This is a genomic window from Flindersiella endophytica, from assembly GCF_054779015.1.
Genome location: NZ_BAAGYY010000024.1, coordinates 629,685 through 645,569 on the forward strand (window position 1 = coordinate 629,685; position 15,885 = coordinate 645,569).

At 68.8% G+C, this 15,885-nt stretch carries 14 protein-coding genes; 4 read left to right on the plus strand and 10 right to left on the minus strand.

Annotation, left to right across the window (positions count from 1 at the left end):
* Nucleotides 1-136 precede the first annotated feature (136 nt).
* The 3 genes from ACYVF6_RS30735 to ACYVF6_RS30745 all read right to left on the minus strand — a co-directional run bounded on the left by ACYVF6_RS30735 (nt 137) and on the right by ACYVF6_RS30745 (nt 3,577).
* Entirely contained in the window at nt 137-1,444 is a 1,308-nt protein-coding gene (locus tag ACYVF6_RS30735) for a hypothetical protein (RefSeq protein WP_460526120.1), read from the minus strand.
* 271 nt (nt 1,445-1,715) lie between these two features.
* Complete coding sequence (locus ACYVF6_RS30740) at nt 1,716-2,531, minus strand: ABC transporter permease (RefSeq protein ID WP_460526121.1); 816 nt, start codon at nt 2,529-2,531, stop codon at nt 1,716-1,718.
* Entirely contained in the window at nt 2,528-3,577 is a 1,050-nt protein-coding gene (locus ACYVF6_RS30745) for a P-loop NTPase family protein (protein ID WP_460526122.1), read from the minus strand. The genes ACYVF6_RS30740 and ACYVF6_RS30745 overlap by 4 nt, the downstream gene beginning before the upstream one ends.
* A 356-nt stretch (nt 3,578-3,933) precedes the next feature.
* Here ACYVF6_RS30745 and ACYVF6_RS30750 point away from each other — a divergent pair, with 356 nt between their 5' ends.
* A complete protein-coding gene (locus ACYVF6_RS30750) occupies nt 3,934-6,939 on the plus strand; it encodes an AfsR/SARP family transcriptional regulator (protein WP_460526123.1) in 3,006 nt (1,001 codons plus the stop codon).
* A 16-nt stretch (nt 6,940-6,955) separates the two neighbouring features.
* Here the strand turns inward: ACYVF6_RS30750 and ACYVF6_RS30755 are convergent, their stop codons facing one another.
* A complete protein-coding gene (locus ACYVF6_RS30755) occupies nt 6,956-7,324 on the minus strand; it encodes a cupin domain-containing protein (protein ID WP_460526124.1) in 369 nt (122 codons plus the stop codon).
* A 235-nt stretch (nt 7,325-7,559) separates the two neighbouring features.
* Between ACYVF6_RS30755 and srmL the strand changes: the two genes are divergently transcribed.
* On the plus strand, nt 7,560-8,705 hold the full coding sequence (srmL, locus tag ACYVF6_RS30760; RefSeq protein ID WP_460526125.1) for a PheS-related mystery ligase SrmL: 1,146 nt from the start codon (nt 7,560-7,562) through the stop codon (nt 8,703-8,705).
* Between the two features lie 152 nt (nt 8,706-8,857).
* Nucleotides 8,858-9,724 (plus strand): peptidoglycan recognition protein family protein, encoded by an 867-nt coding sequence (locus tag ACYVF6_RS30765; protein WP_460526126.1) that lies wholly within the window; start codon nt 8,858-8,860, stop codon nt 9,722-9,724.
* A 6-nt stretch (nt 9,725-9,730) separates the two neighbouring features.
* Here ACYVF6_RS30765 and ACYVF6_RS30770 read toward each other — a convergent pair whose 3' ends face one another.
* The gene (locus ACYVF6_RS30770; RefSeq protein ID WP_460526127.1) at nt 9,731-10,369 is read right to left on the minus strand and encodes a response regulator transcription factor; all 639 of its coding nucleotides are present in this window, start codon (nt 10,367-10,369) and stop codon (nt 9,731-9,733) included.
* Entirely contained in the window at nt 10,357-11,604 is a 1,248-nt protein-coding gene (locus ACYVF6_RS30775; RefSeq protein WP_460526128.1) for a sensor histidine kinase, read from the minus strand. Before ACYVF6_RS30775 ends, ACYVF6_RS30770 begins: the two co-directional genes overlap by 13 nt.
* A gap of 110 nt (nt 11,605-11,714) precedes the next feature.
* Here ACYVF6_RS30775 and ACYVF6_RS30780 point away from each other — a divergent pair, with 110 nt between their 5' ends.
* The gene (locus tag ACYVF6_RS30780) at nt 11,715-12,122 is read left to right on the plus strand and encodes a hypothetical protein (RefSeq protein WP_460526129.1); all 408 of its coding nucleotides are present in this window, start codon (nt 11,715-11,717) and stop codon (nt 12,120-12,122) included.
* Between the two features lie 74 nt (nt 12,123-12,196).
* On the opposite strand, the gene ACYVF6_RS30785 is transcribed toward ACYVF6_RS30780, so the two are convergent.
* The 4 genes from ACYVF6_RS30785 to ACYVF6_RS30800 all read right to left on the minus strand — a co-directional run bounded on the left by ACYVF6_RS30785 (nt 12,197) and on the right by ACYVF6_RS30800 (nt 15,875).
* Complete coding sequence (locus ACYVF6_RS30785) at nt 12,197-12,958, minus strand: SDR family NAD(P)-dependent oxidoreductase (RefSeq protein WP_460526130.1); 762 nt, start codon at nt 12,956-12,958, stop codon at nt 12,197-12,199.
* Nucleotides 12,958-14,220: an MFS transporter gene (locus tag ACYVF6_RS30790; RefSeq protein WP_460526131.1), complete on the minus strand. Its 1,263-nt coding sequence runs from the start codon at nt 14,218-14,220 to the stop codon at nt 12,958-12,960. Before ACYVF6_RS30790 ends, ACYVF6_RS30785 begins: the two co-directional genes overlap by 1 nt.
* Before the next feature lie 123 nt (nt 14,221-14,343).
* Nucleotides 14,344-14,922 (minus strand): TetR/AcrR family transcriptional regulator, encoded by a 579-nt coding sequence (locus ACYVF6_RS30795; RefSeq protein WP_460526132.1) that lies wholly within the window; start codon nt 14,920-14,922, stop codon nt 14,344-14,346.
* Nucleotides 14,923-14,966: 44 nt separating this feature from the next.
* Nucleotides 14,967-15,875 (minus strand): SMP-30/gluconolactonase/LRE family protein, encoded by a 909-nt coding sequence (locus ACYVF6_RS30800; protein ID WP_460526133.1) that lies wholly within the window; start codon nt 15,873-15,875, stop codon nt 14,967-14,969.
* Nucleotides 15,876-15,885: the final 10 nt, after the last annotated feature.

The following is a 15,885-nucleotide window of genomic DNA, read 5'->3' on the forward strand; positions in this document are numbered from 1 at the left end:
CCCGGACCGTTCTCCTGGCGGACGAAACAGCCGGGGGACAAAGTGATACGCCCCGCACTCGGCATTGCCGAGTGCGGGGCGTATCGCAGTGAAGCGGTGTGCTCTTCTAGTTCACGACTTCACGGTTGGCCGCGAGCTACTTCTCGGTGCTCGCAGTGCCGAGCTTGCGGGCCTGACGGAGCTTGAAGCCCGCCAGCGCGATGCCCGCCAGCAGTACGGCCGCGGCAGCGCTCCAGCCGATCGGAGCGATCGGGGTGCCCTGGCCGGCCGGCGTGATGTTGGCGTTCACCGTCGAACCCTCACCCTTGGCCGCGACCTTGGCCTCCGGCTTGGCGGCGTCGACCTTGGCGTTGACCTTGGCGTCAGCCTTGTCCGAGGACGGTCCCTGAGCGGACTGACGGTCCTGCGGGATGTCCTTCGCACTCGGCGAAGCGCTGGAGTTGCACTCCACCTGGCCGAGGCGGAGGTTCGCCACGCCCGGGAACGCGCTGGACACCGACAGAGCGGTCACGCTGACCTTGCCAACGCTCTCGCGCTGGATCCCAACACCGATCTTCGCCAGCTGAACCTGCTGCAGCGCGTCGGTCGGAACCGTCGCGAGCACCGTGCCCAGCAGCTGGGTGACCTGACCAACGCCCGGCAGGTCGGACGGCAGAGCGCCCTGGACCTTGGTCAGCAGCGTGTTGAGGTCGAGGTCGATCGACTGGCCAGACGTCGGCAGGTCGGCGACCGGAATCTGCGTGCCGGCGACATCTGCGACGATCTGCGCCTTCAGCGGCGTGGAACGACCGAAGTTCTCGGTCGGGGTGGCCAGGCACTCAGAGGAGAGCGCGCGGCCGACGATCTTCAGGTTGACGTCCGGCAGCCCACCGGTGGGGAGCTCGAGAGCCTTCAGCGTGGACAGGTCCAGCGCCGACAGGTCGAGGTCGGACAGAACCGGGAGGTTCAGATCCGAGGCGACCGGAAGACCCTTCAGCAGACCCAGGTTGCCCGTCACGTCGTCGAGGTTCAGAGCGTCCAGGCCAGGAATCGTGCCACCGAGCACGGAGTCGAGACCGAGCTGCTTGACCGAACCCAGGGAGATGGAGAACTGACCATCGCCACTCAGCAGGCAGCTCTTGTCGGCACCGATCTTGATGGAACCGCCCTGCCCCATCAGCGCCGCGCAAGCAGCGGAGAAACCGCTGTCGGACGCAACGGCGTCCTGTGCGAGAACGCTGCCGGACAAGAGGTTCTGCTGGCCGATCAGCGGCAGCTCAGGAACCTTGACGCCTTCGACCTGCTGCAGCACACCGTCGTTGACAGCAACGTAAGCGCCAGTGCTTCCGACCTGCCCACCGAGGTTTGCCTTGAAGACATCGGCCTTCGCCTTGCTGACCCAGCTGTCGGCGGTGACGTCACTGGGCACGTTGCCCGCGAAGCTCGCGGATGCGGTGAGCGCCACGATCGCGCCTGCACCGATACCGACTAGTGCGACACGTCCTGCCCGTGCCGCAGCGCGGCTGAGCTTTCCCGAGGAAAACCCCGGAACATGCGTCATCATCGACGCTGTCACATCCCTCCACTGTCCGGAAATCGCGTGCCCCCCAAAGGCACGACCCTTTATGGCCTCTGCGATTTCCTTGTGTGCATGGAGGAACGAACCACTTCAAGATCGGTTACGCCTCACCGACGGATAAATCGTGCAGATGTGACGTGTCCACACATGTGCACCACTATGCATCCCGCTTCTTGAACAAAATCCAAGCAGGACTGAGGATGAGCGCGATCCAGAGCGCGAATGTCAGGCCGCTCACTACCCGAGCCGGGCTGTCGACAGTGGGTGGCTCGCCGCCTGTGAGCTGTCCGGTTTCGGACGCCGTGAACGTACTCGTCGACGCCAGACCGGCCGCGAACGGGAAGTAGTTGGCGGCTTCCCGGATGGAGTCGAGCCCTGGCACGAGCAGCAGTACAGCTCTCAGTAGTGGCTCCACCACAAGCGGTACCACGAAGATAAAGACAACCGTGAGAGGGAGATTGCGCAACAGCGCCGCGAGCCCGACACCGAGCAGGCCCCACAAGACGGTGTAGACGAGGTAGCCGAGGATCGCCGGCCCGATCGGATCGCCGAAGAGGTCGAGCGAGTGTCCGGACAAGCCGACGACCAGCGCCCAGTTGAGCAACAATCCAAGGACGGCGACAGCTAGCGACCAGCCGGACACCATGAGCAACTTCGCCAGCATCAGCTTGTTCCGTTGGGGAACGGCGGCCAGCGTCTGCAGCATCGTGCCGTAGCGGTATTCGTGGCCGAACGCGAACGCGCCGATCATCGCCATGAAGATGGCCGTCATCGGCAGTGGGCTGAACGTCAACCCACCGAGCAGGAGCGCGCCGCCGAGCGCCTGGTCCATCCCTGCCCACATGCGGTCGGGCAGGAACGCGGCGAGCAAACCCACGAGCACGGCAGGCAGAACGAGGGCCAGGCCGGTCAGCCAGTAGGTCGAGCGCAGGGTGCGGATCCGCACCCACTCATAACGCAGTGCGTCGGTCATGCCGCACCTCCCGGCGTGTTCGGCGGCTGCGGTGCCGCGTAGTTTCCTTGTGGGCCTGGTTGTCCTGTCGGTCCTGGCTGTCCTGGTGGCGGTCCTCCAGGTCCCATCCCGACGAGCGGGACGCTTCCCGGTGCGCCGATGAGTTGCGCCACGAACTCCTGCGACCCGCCGGTTGCCCGGAGGAACGCGTCTTCCAGGCTTGGCGTTCTCGTCGTCAGTTCGTGCAACTGGACGCGCTCGTTGAACGCGATGTCGCTGACCTTGATCTGGTCCATGCCAGTGACGTCGAACCCGCCGCCATCCAGTGGCTGGACGGTGGCACCGGCAGCGGTCAGCAACTCGTGCAGCCGTTGGGGTTCGGGCGTACGGACGAACACAGTCGTCTCCGACACCGAGCCGATGAACTCCTGCAGGCTTCCCGACGCGATCAGCCGGCCGCGCCCGATCACCACCAGCCGGTCGGCCAGCAGGCCCATCTCCGACAGGAGGTGGCTGGAGACCAGGACGGACTTTCCTTCGGCGGCGAAGGCCTTGAGGAATCCACGCAGCCAGTTGATGCCCTGCGGGTCGAGACCGTTGGCGGGCTCGTCGAGGATCAACGTGTGCGGGTCGCCGAGCAGCGCGACGGCCAGGCCGAGCCGCTGTCCCATGCCGAGCGAGAACGTCTTCGGCTTGGCGGTCGCGACCTCGGTCAGGCCGAGCGACCGGAGCACTTCGTCGACCCGGGCCGATGGAATGCCGTTGCCCGCGGCCATCATTCGCAGGTGATGGCGCGCCTGGCGAGTGGGGTGGAAAGCCTTCGCCTCCAGCACGGCGCCCACCTGGCGCATCGGATGCCGCAGTGCGCTGTATCTCCTGCCGTCGAACAGCGTCTGCCCGCTGCCGTGGTCCAACTCCAGCATCAACCGCATCGTCGTCGACTTGCCCGCGCCGTTGGGGCCGAGGAATCCGGTGACCACACCGGGTTCGACGGTGAACGACAGGTCTTCGACGGCGACCTTGGAGCCGTAGGTCTTGCGGAGTCCCGCAGCTTCGATCCGAGCCACCTGGCGATCCCTCCTGAGTGAGCCGTAGGCCTACCGTATGGGCGGCGCCGACCGATTCGCGCCGTACCTGAGGAGGAGATCGAGAAGCCGGCCCTCCTACGTGAGTCGGGCCGGCTCCTCCCGTTGAGCCCCCGCTACCGGTCCCGCGGCGAGCAGTGCCGCCGAACCGGACGCTGGTGGTCGCCGGGCCGGCACGGCATCTCCAGACGTGCCTCGCCCGACGTATCCCCTTCCTAGCTGAACCCGCTCACATCTCGCTCTCATCACGCTCACACTCCCTGCGCGGACTGTCCCTGTTTTCCCGTACGGTTGGGTCAGCCGGCCAGGAGGGGCCGGATCAGGAAAGGGACCGGCTGATGGCGCAGGGCGGGCTCTCGGTACGCGTGCTCGGACCGTTCGAGGTCTACGTGGACGGACGGCTCGTCGACGTGCCGAGAGGGAAGCAGCGTGCGCTGGTCGCCGCCCTCGCCCTGTCGGCCGGCCGGGCCGTGCCCACCGGCCAGCTCGCCGAGCGCCTCTGGAACACCGGCCTGCCGGACAATCCGCGCGGCAGCATGCAAAACACCGTCATGCGTCTGCGGCGCCTGCTGGGCACCGAGACGATCCGCACGACAGCAGACGGATACCGGCTCGACGTCGATCCCGACGACGTAGACGCGCTGCGACTGGCCCGGCTGGTCGACGCGGCCAACGGTGCCGAGCCCGCGGTCGCTCGCGAGTTGCTGGTGGAGGCCGTCGGTCTCTGGCGCGGCGACCCCTTGTCGGGCGTCGGATCCGACTCGCTCGAACGCGACCACGCTCCGGTTCTGACCGAGCGCTACCTCACCTGCCTCGAGCGCCGGATCGACATCGACCTGCACGTCGACACGGGCATACCCACCGAGCTGGTCGCCGAGCTGCGTGAGCTGATCGCACGGTTCCCGCTGCGAGAGTCCTTGTGGGTAAGGTTTCTGACGGTCCTGCACCGGTCCGGGCGGCACGCGGAGGCGCTCGACTCCTACGAAACGCTGCGCAGGTCGCTGGCCGAGGCGCTCGGCACCGATCCCTCCGCGGAGCTGCAGAGCCTGCACCGCCAGCTGCTCGCCGCCGCCACCGAGGAAGCCGAGCCCGCCGGTTCTCCCGCTCCTGCTCGGGAACGGATTCCGGCGCCCGCGCAGCTGCCGTTCGACGTCTCCGACTTCCTGGGCCGCGTCGAAGAGCTCGAGCAGGCCGCTGCCTGGCTCACTCGCACATCCGGCCCGTTGCCGGTTTGCGCGGTGTCCGGGCCGGGCGGCGTCGGCAAGTCGGCGTTCGCGGTGCACGTGTCGCACCAGTTGCTCGACCACTTCCCCGACGGGCAGCTCTACGCCGGCCTGGCCGACACCGAAGAGACACCACGTGACCCGCGTGACGTGCTGGCGTCGTTCCTGCGCGCGCTCGGCGTCCCGTCCACCTCGATTCCCGACGCGCTCGACGAACGAGCCGCGCTGTTCCGCACCCGGCTGCGCGGGCGGCGCGTGCTGGTCCTGCTCGACAACGCCGCCAACGAAGCTCAGGTACGCCCGCTCCTGCCCGGTGGTTCAGGCGCCGCCGTGCTCGTGACTTCGCGTTCCAGGCTTGCCGGTCTGGCCGGCGCGCGCTTCGTCCGGCTCGACGTGCTGCCTACCCCACAGGCGTTCGAGCTGCTCGAGACCGTCGCCGGGCCGGAGCGGTTCACCGGCCAGGAAGCCGTCGGCCGCAGGATCGCCGAGCTGTGCGGCCGGCTGCCGCTGGCGATCCGGATCGCGGGCAGCCGGCTGGCCGCCCGGCCGCACTGGCAGCCCGCCGACCTCGCCGACCGGCTCTCCGGCCAGCGCGGCCGGCTCGACGAGCTGCGCCAGGGCGACCTCGAGGTGCGGGCCGTGTTCGCGGTCGGCTACCAAGGCCTGGATCCCCTGCTCCGCAAGGTGTTCCGGCGGCTCGGCATGCTCGACGTTCCGAGCTTCCCCAACTGGGCCGCGGCCGCGGTCGTGGACGAGCCGGTCGAGCAGGGCGAGCGCCTGGTCGAGATCCTCACCGACGCGCAGCTGCTGGAGTTCGACGGCCGCGACCAGGCCGGGCAGGTGCGCTATCGGTTCCACGACCTGCTTCGCCTGTACGCCCGCGAGCGAGCCTCCGCCGAAGACTCCGAGCAGGAGCGGTCGGCGGCGCTCGTCCGGGCGCTGGGCGGCTGGCTGGCCGGCTCGCAGCTGGCGTCGGCGCGGATCCCCCGGCCGTTCCCGGGCCGTGGGCTGCGCGGGCCGAGCTGGCCCGACGTCCTGCCGGTCGTTCGGCCGCTGCTGTCGGATGTCTACGCCTGGTACGACAGCGAGCGCGCGGCCCTGGTGTCGGCGACGCAGCAGGCCGTGGCCCTGCAGCCGCCCGAGCTGGCCGCCGACCTGTCCGCGGCCCTCGCGTCGTCGGCCTCGGCGTTCCTGGACGCGCGTGGCTATTTCGACGAGTGGCGGCAGGTCCACGAGGCCGCGCTGACCGTCGCGCGGCAGGCCGGTCACCGTACCGCCCAGGCCGTGCTGCTGTGCGATCTCGGCGAGGTGCACTGCGTCCAGGACCGGATCGACGAGGCGCGCGCCTGTTTCACCGAGGCCGAGTCGCTGTCGCAGGACGCCGGCGACCCCCACCTCGAAGCGCTGGCCAACTCCAGCCTCGGCTATCTCGCCCGGCTGCGTTCCGACTACGACGAGGCTTCGTCGCGCTACCACCGTGCGCTGGAGTCGGCACGGACCACCGACGACCTGCTGGTGCAGGCGCACGCCACGCAGGGCCTCGGCAACGTCGACTTCGACCAGGGCCGGATCGACGAGTCCGAGCGGCGGTTCGAGTCGGCGCTGACGCTGGCCCGCGAGGCCGGCTTCATCATTTGCACGGTGCGGGCGCTGCGTGGACTCGCGGGCGTCCACCGCATGCGTAGCGCTTACGACCAGGCCATCTCCTGCATCCGGCAGGCGATCGACGAGCTCGGCGAGCACCAGAACGCCCTGGGCGAGGCCCACACCTCGCTCGACCTGGCCGACCTCTACCTCCTGAGCGGCCGGCTGGCCGAGGCCCGCGCGGCGTACGAGCGGTGGCTGCCGGTCTTCGAGGGCCACAGCGACCGGTTCGGCGTCGCGCTCACCCGGCGCGGGCTCGGACTGCTCTACACCAAGGAGAAGCGCTACGACCAGGCCCGCCGGCAGCTGGAGGAGTCCGCGCGCATCTTCGAGGAGTTGGAGCTGCCGCTGTGGCAGGCGCGCGCCCTGTCCGGCCTGGCCGGCGTGATGGCCGCGACGGGCTACACCGCCGGCGCGGCCGAGCTGGCGGCCGTGGCCCGGTCGATGGCCGAGAAGACCGGCGGCACGCTCGACTAGACGCGCTCCCAGAGGCTCACTCGAGCCATTCGGTGAGGAACTCGTCACCCTCGTGGATGTGGACGGCTTCGTAGCCACCTTCGAGCGTGCGGAACTTGTGCGGCACCCCCGCCGGCACGACCAGGATCTGGCCCGCGCTGCCGATCACTTCCTCCTCGCCGATGGTGAAGAGGGCGCTGCCGCGCCTGATGATGAACGTCTCGGGGTACGGGTGCCTGTGCAGCCTCGGCCCCTGGCCCGCTTCGGTGGTGCTCTCCTGGATGATCGAGATCCCGGCGCCGTACTGCTTGCCTTCGAGGTTCTCGGTCCAGTGTTCGCCGTCGGTGCGCCCGTCCTGCCGGTTGATCACCGACGCGCCCGCCGCTGTGGTCACAACGTTCGTCATGACTTGGGAGTCTAGGTCGCTCGGGCCACCGCGGCTGGAGATCGCGGCCTCGACCAGACGTTTCGGGTACGATGTTTTCCGTGAGTGCGTACGGACGGCGATTTAACCGCCCCGGTCGGCCGAGTGAGGCCGCGGGGCGAGGTAGTCGTACGCACTAGCCGGCCCTCCTCCTCACCGCCGGCCGGGGCGCGCGTCACCGCATCCCGCTCGCACTTTTCCGAGGAGAACCCCCGCCGTGCAACCCCAAGAGCTCGAACGTGCCCTGGCCATCCGTGATCTCACCGATCCCGCCCAGGGCCCACACGCCTGCCAGATCATCGTCGACGACATCGCGGACAACCTCACCGCCGCCTGGCACAACGAGCGGCGCGTGGTCCGTGGAGACCGTGTCGTGTCGCTCGACGACAACTACGAGAACCTCGGTTTCCCAGCCGATGCCGTCACCAGGGACGCTCGCTACACCCGTTACGTGTCAGCCGGCACGGTACTGCGCAGCCACAGCTCGGCGATGATTCCCGGCGCGTTGCGCCGGCTCGCGGCCGAGACCGAGGCTGCCACCGCGCCGCGGGACGTGCTGCTGGTCTGTGCCGGCATCTGCTATCGCCGCGACAGCATCGACTGGCAGCACACCGGTACGCCGCACCAGCTCGACCTGTGGCGGATCACCCAGAAGCGCCGGATGGACGACCGCGACCTGACCGAGATGATCGAACTGCTGGTTGGTGCCGCGCTGCCGGGCGCGCGCTGGCGCACCATCTCCAAGGTGCATCCGTACACCGAGAACGGCCGCCAGATCGACGTGTGGTGGAACGGCACCTGGGTGGAGATCGGCGAGTGCGGGCTGGCCGCGCCGGCCGTGCTCGCCAAGGCCGGGCTCGACCCGCGGGTCTGGACCGGCCTCGCGATGGGGCTCGGCGTGGACCGGCTCGTCATGCTGCGCAAGGGGATTCCCGACGTCCGGCTGCTGCGATCGGCCGATCCTCGGGTCGCCGGCCAGCTGCTGGATCTCGCGCCGTACAAGCCGGTCTCGCACATGCCGCCCGTACGACGCGACCTGTCGATCGTGGTCGGCGCGGAGACCGACTCCGACGCCGAGGCACTCGGGCATCGCGTACGAGAAGCACTCGGCCCGGATGCCGAAGCGGCCGAAACCGTCACCGTGATTGGCGAAACGCCCTACGCCGACCTGCCGCCCGCGGCCCGGGAACGGCTGGGGATCCAACCAGGTCAGCGAAACCTGCTGGTCCGGCTCGTTCTGCGGGCCCTGGACCGCACGCTGACCGACACCGAGGCGAACCACCTCCGCGATCGAGTCTACGCCGAACTGCACGAGGGTCCCATTCAGGAATGGGCGGCGCCGACGGAGCCCGCGGCTATTTGAACCAGGGGTGGGCTGTGCCCGATCGGGTGGTTCGTTGCCTGATCGGGCACAGTTCACCGCAGACCCCTGAATTGCCTTGCGGCAGGCGGCCGACTCCGACCTAAACTCCTAGCCTCACGACCCGTACAAGGTCATGGAAGGGGGAGTTCGCAGTGGCCCGTTTTCCACTCGCGGAGTGGGATCCAATCCCGGAAAACGAAACCAGACCGATCATCAAACCCGTCGGGCTTGTCCACCATACGGCGGTTTCGGACGCCGTAAAGCTCCGGAAGAACGGCGACATTCTCTGGAATTTCTACCTGAACGAATTCGGGAAGATATTCCAGCACCTGGACACCACGCGCGCGCCGGTCGCGCACCGAGACGGTAATCATTTCCCGCGTGGCGGCGTCGAGTTCGGATTCCTGGCGATCGAGTGCTGGGACGGTGCCGGGCGGCTGTGGGACGGCGTAAAAGATACGGGGGCGATCAACTGCCCACCGTTCAACACCGCGCAGTTCAACATGCTCGTCAAGCTCAACGTCTGGCTGATCGAGACCCACAAGTGGCCGGCCAAGAAGGCCGACGCCCCACTGGGCACCGGCATCGGCTACCACAAGCAGTTCACCAGCACCGAATCACCACGCTGGAACAAGAGTCACTCTTGTCCCGGCCCGAAGCGCACCGCTCAGATCCCTGGGCTCATCGAGAAAGTCAAGGCCGAACTGGAGGAGAAGGACATGCCCGTGACCGACGCCGACGTCAAGCGCATCGCAAAGGCGGTGTGGGACCAGCGCCTCGATCCCGGCCCGTTCGCCGAGCGGGTAGGTGGTTACGAGGCGGGAACGACCTATCCCGCCGGCGGCCTGCAGATCGGCGGCGACGCCTACGGCCGCGAAGTACACCGCGAGGTCGTCCCTAGGATCGCTGCCCTGGAGACCAAGGTCCAGGAGATCGACCACCAGGCCGACGAGCGCCACAAGGAACTGATCCAGGCGATCCAGGCCCTGGCCACCAAGTTGAACGCGCTCGGCGGCTGAGCACCGTCAGACACCGAGGTACGCCAGCACGGCCAGCACGCGGCGGTGACCGGAGTCGGTTGGAGGCAGGTCGAGTTTGACGAAGATGTTCCCGATGTGTTTGTGAATGGCGCGCTCGGTGACGACCAGCCGCTCGGCGATCTCGGAGTTGCCGAAGCCCTGCGCCATCAGAGCGAGCACCTCGCGTTCCCGTGGCGTCAGCGCCGCGATCGGGTTGTCGCGGCGCACGAGCAACTGCGCGACGACCTCCGGATCCAGCGCTGTGCCACCGGACGCGACACGGCGTAACGCATCGATGAACTCGTCGACCCGGCCCACCCGATCCTTCAACAGGTAACCGATCCCGCCGCGGCGGTCGGCCAGCAGCTCGCCCGCGTAGGTCTCCTCGACGTACTGCGAGAACACCAGTATCGGCAAGCCTGGCTGGGCTCTACGGGCCTCGAGCGCCGCCCGGATCCCCTCGTCGCGAAACGTCGGCGGCATGCGTACGTCGACGACGGTGACGTCCGGCTTGTGGTCGAGCACCGCCTGGACGAACGCGTCACCGTCGCCGGCGACCGCCACCACCTCGAATCCGGACGACCGGAGCAGCAGGCTCAGCCCTTCGGCCAGGACAACGTTGTCTTCGGCGATCACGACCCGCATGGCAGCTCGATCGTGATGCTGGTCGGGCCTCCCGGCGGACTGATGATCGTGATCCTTCCGTCGAGCGCTGCCACCCGGCGGCGGATGCCGTCGATCCCCGTTCCGTTGGTTTCGTCGACCCCTCCCGCACCGTCGTCGAGAACCTGCACGTGCAGCCAGCGGCCGAGCCGGGTCATCCACACCACGGCTTCGGTCGCCTGCGAGTGCTTGGCGACGTTGGTGAGTGCCTCGGCGACGAAGAAGTACGCGGCCGCCTCGACCGAGGCTGGTACTTTGCCGAGCTCGCCGGCCGTGATCCTGGCCGGCACGGCGCAGCGGGCGCCGAGCGCCGACACCGCGCCGGACAGGCCCCGGTCGGCGAGGATCGGCGGATAGATCGTGCGTACGACGTCGCGGAGTTCGGTCATGGCTTCTTCGGCTCCGTCCCGTGCCTCGCGGAGCAGCTCGGCCGCGGCTTCCGGATTCTCTTCCTTGATCGCGCGTTCGGCCAGGCCGAGCCGCATCGTGAGCGAGACCAGGCGGGCCTGGGCACCGTCGTGCAGGTCGCGCTCGATCCGCCGGAGCTCGGCGCCGTGTGCCTCGAGCGCGTCGGCGCGGGTCTCGGCCAGGACGTCGACGCGCCGGGCCAGCGCGACTGCTCGCTGCGCCGCGGACGGCGACAGCAGCGCGTGGGCGACGACCGCGTGGATCCTGGCCAGGAACGGTGCGGCCGCGACCGCCACGGCGATCGTGCCGGCGATCACGAGAGTTCCCAGGATCACCACGGTCCCGTTCGAGTAGGCGCCCCAGATCCCGATCACGATCAGAGGCGCACCGAACACCGGGAAGAGCACGATCCCGGCGAACAGCGGGCCGGTCGTCTGGTGCCACAGCGCCCAGCCGACCGTCCGCCAGGTCACCGGGTCGCGGATGGTCGCGATCAGGCGTTCGAGGATGCCGTCGCCCGTCGGCAAGGGCTGCCGCTCGGCGGTCTGGCCGAGATAACGCGCCGACCGCTTGTGCTCCCACCACGAGCATCGGCGCAGGGCGAGCAGGATCGCGGGGACCAGGAAGAAGCCGAGGCCGGCGAACAGGATGGAGAACGTGGCGAACCCCAGCAGGGGCAGCGTGACACTCGCGAGCCCGCCGGTGAGGAAGCAGACGGTGAGGTAGCGATACGCCCCGAGGACCTGCGTGGCGCGGCTGCTCGCTGCGCTCGGGCCCGGGCTCGGGCTCCCGGCTCCGAGGTTGACCATAGGACCATTGTTGGCGAAGGCTCCACGGGTCGCAGTGGAGCCTGCACCACCTTTGCTTGGGTAGTCCACGTCATCGCGGAGAACGGGCGCGAGTTCATAGCTTTGCTGCCATGAGCATCCTCTCGGTTCTGGCCGCCTGCGTGGTGCTCAGTGCGGGGGTGTTTGCGGTGCTGGAGCTCGGCCTGCGCCGCCACCAGCACCGCCAGCCGGCCGGCGGATGCGACGCCCGGACGGCACGGGGGCTCAGCCTGCTGGCGGCGGCGCTGGTCGCGGCGTTCGCGTGGGGTACGTGGGCCATCTCGGCCGTCCCCTTCGTCGGCGACGTGCTGGCCCGCTGGTTCGCCGTCGGAGTGGCGGGCCTGCTGAGCCTGGTGGCGGCCGGGATGGCGGCGTGCACCGTACTGGCCTGGCGCCAGCGCTGGTGGACCGCGGCGATGCGTACCCACTACAGCGTGGTGTCGCTGTGCGCGGGCCTGCTGGTCGCGGTGGCCGGCTCCCGCCATCTCCTGCCGTGGTGACCGCCGAAGCTGCCCACCCGAATTAATTAATACGGGTCACCCATACGAACTAATTCCAGGTCCTGCCGGCGGAGCTAGCCGGTGACGCCGCCGTCGATGACCAGGTCGTGGCCGACGGTGAAGCCGGACTCCTCCGACGCGAGGTACAGGATCGCCGCCGCGGCTTCGTCGAGCGTGCCGATCCGCGCCAGCGGGATGGTCGCCTCGGCCTGCTTCGCCCGATTGTCCTCGTCTCCGTAGGCCTGCAGCGACATCTGCGTATCCACCGGGCCGGGGCTCACCGCGTTGATCCGGATGCCCTCCCCGATGTACTCCAGCGCCGCCGTCCGCGTCAGTGCGCTCACGGCCGCCTTGCTCGCGCCGTACGCGGAGTTCGTCGGAATCGCCTTGTGCGGGCCGACGATCGACGAGATGTTGACGATCGCACCGCCGCCGTTCGCGCGCATGTGGGCGATCTCGTACTTCATCGACAGCATCACGCCGAGCACGTTGATGTCGAACACGCGAGTCCAGGCGGCCTCGTCCATCTCGTGCAGCGGACCCCGGCCGTCCAGCACACCGGCGTTGTTGACCGCGATGTCCAGCCCGCCGTAGCGCTCGACAGTCGTACGTACCAGTCCTTCGACCGCGTCGCTTCGGGAAACGTCGGCCACGACAGCGCTCGCCGTTCCGCCTTCGCTCTCGATCAGCTTGACGGTCTGGTCGAGGTTCTCCTGGTTGCGGCCGGACACCACGACGGCGGCACCTTCACCGGCGAGGGCCTGCGCCGTCGCCCGGCCGATGCCGGCACTTCCTCCGGTCACGAGCGCGATCTTCCCGGTGAATCGAGTGTTCATCAGTGTTTTCCTTTCTCCAGAGTGACCACGGCGAGCGCCGCGGTCAGGACGAAGGCGGCCGCGGCGACGTCGAACGCCAAGCCACCAAGCGAAAGCAGGACCGCGAAGCCGATCGTCGGACCGGTCTCCATCGCGGTGTTGACGACTCCGCCGGACACCCCGGCCTGCGAGTCCGGCACGTCGTCGACCGCGGCGACCATGGCGCCGGCGAACACCAGCGCGGCGCCGAACGCGAACACCAGCAGGCCGGCCAGGACCAGCGCGGGGGTCGTCGTGCTGATCGACACCAGCCCGAGCGCCACCGCGAGCGCTCCGGACGCGGTGACTGTTCGCATCCCGAACCGGCTGACGATCCGCCCGGCGAACAGCCCGGCGCCGACCTGCACGACGCCGTACGGAAGGAACGCGGCCGACGTCCGCAGCGGCGAGTAACCCAGGTCCTGCTGGAAGAACAGCGACAACAGGAAGACCGTGGTCGACATCCCGCCGGCCATCACGAAGATGCCGAGCACGCCGGTCACCCGGCGCCAGGACGCGAAGTAGGCACGCGGCAGCAACGGCGCCGCCGAGCGTCCCTCCCGGACCAGAAACGCCAGCAGCACAAGGACTCCGGCACCGATCCCGCCGTAGACCACCGGCGACGACCACGGCCGCTCCCCCGCCCGCAGGAAGCCGTAGCTCACCGCCGAGACGCCGGCCGTGATCAGCACCGCGCCGGTCAGGTCGAGCCTCGCCGGGCGCGGCGGCGGTGCGGGCAGGACGCGCCGCGCGAGGACGGCCACCACCAGCGCGACAGCGGCCGGCAACGCGAACGACCAGCGCCAGGAGACGTACGTGACGACGACGCCGGACAGCAGCGTGCCGAGCGTCGCGCCGATGCCGTTGACCCCACCCCAGACCGCCAGCATCCTGGCCCGCCGCCGGGGATCCGGATAGATCGCACCGAGCAGAGCCAGCGCCGAGGGCGCCACCAGTGCCGCGCCGATCCCCTGCGCGAACCGTGCGCCGACCAGCCAGCCGAGCCCGGGAGCCAGCGCGGACGCGACCGAGCCCAGGCCGAACACAACCACGCCCGTGAGGAACGTCCGGCGCCGGCCGAGCAGGTCGGCCAGCCGGCCGCCGAGGATCAGCAGCCCACCGAACGAGAGCCCGTAGGCCGCCGTGACCAGCGCCAGGTCGGACCTGGTCGCGCCGAGCTCCCGGCCGACAGCCGGCAGCGCGACCACGATCACGGTGATGCCGGCGATCAGGACGAGTTGCATGCCGGCCAGCAGGCCGAAGGCGGCTCCTGGACGTCGCTCTTCAGGTTGGTTTGACGTCGAAGATTGTAGATCGATCGTTCCAGTATCAGCGCACACAAAACCCACTCCGTCGCTTTGGAAATGTCAGCCGTACATCGCCAGCAGCTGGTCGCCGGCCGTGCGCAGCCGGTCGAGGTCCGGATCGCCCTTGCCGACGACGACCATCCCCTGCAGGAACACCAGCAGCAGCTGCGCCAGCGCGTGCGGGTCCTTGTCGGCGGCGAGCTCACCCTGCGCCTGCGCGCGGATCAGCGCCGACGCCAGCGCCCCTTCGATCGCCTGCCAGTTGCGTGTGACCAGCCGCGAGACGTCGGGATCCGTCGTTCCGCACTCGACCGCGGCATTGCCGATCATGCAGCCACGATTCGTCCGATCACGGGAGGCGAGCCCGATGTAGTAGTCGATCAGCTGCCGGATCGCCGGCAGCACCGGGCCTGGCTGCGACACGATCTCGATCGGTCCGGCCGAGCGGCGGCTGTAGCGGTCGAGCGCCTTGAGATAGAGGTCACGCTTGTTGCCGTACGTGGCGTAGAGGCTGGCCCGCCCGATGCCGAGGTGCTCGACCAGGTCGGACATGGAGGTCGCTTCGTAACCCCTCGTCCAGAAGAGGTTGAGGGCGCGCTCCAGCACTGTGTCCGGATCGAACTCCTTCAGCCTCGCCATGCAGCCGAGGCTAGCCCAATCAGAACGATCGGTCAAATATGCGTCTACTGCGGCCGCCGGGCGCCGTTCACCGACAGCCGGATGAGGTAGAGCGAGGACGTGCCGCAGATGAACAGGTCGCTGTTCTTCGGCCCGCCGAACGTCACGTTGGCCACCACCTCGGGCACCAGGACCTTGCCGATCAGCGTGCCGTCGGGGTCGTAACAGCTCACGCCGTCGCCGACGCCTGCCCAGATCCGGCCCGTGTGGTCGAGCCGGAAACCGTCGAACACCCCGGTGACCGCGTCGGTGAAGATCTCGCCGCCCGAAAGCGCCGTGCCGTTCGCGGTGACCTCGAAGACCTTGATGTGGCCGCCCGGCGTATCGGCGACGTAGAGCATCGACTCGTCGAGAGAGAACGCCAGCCCGTTCGGCCGCTCGAACCCGTTGGCGACCATCGTCACCTCGCCCCTGTCCGGGTCGACGCGGTAGACGTTGCACTCGCCGATCTCACTGGGCTCGCCGTGGCCTTCGTAGTCGATGTCGCAGCCGTACGCGGGATCGGTGAACCAGATCGAGCCGTCGGACTTCACCACGACGTCGTTCGGGCTGTTGAACTTCATGCCGTTCCACTGGTCGGCGATGACCGTGATCGACCCGTCGTGCTCGGTACGGGTGACCCTGCGGTTGTAGTGCTCGCAGGTCACCAGGCGGCCTTCCCGGTCCATGGTATTGCCGTTGGAATGGCCGGCTGGCTTACGGAAGACGCCGACGGAGCCGGTGGTCTCGTCCCAGCGCAGCATCCGGTTGTTGGGGATGTCGCTCCAGACGACGTACTTGCCGGCCGGGAAGTACGCGGCGCCCTCGCACCATCGCCCGCCGGTCCACAGCTTGTGCAGCATGCGATCGCCGCGGGTGCACGGCAAGAACCGGTCGTCGAGGACTTCGTACCTGGCAGGCGTCGTTTCCGTCATACGGCCAAAG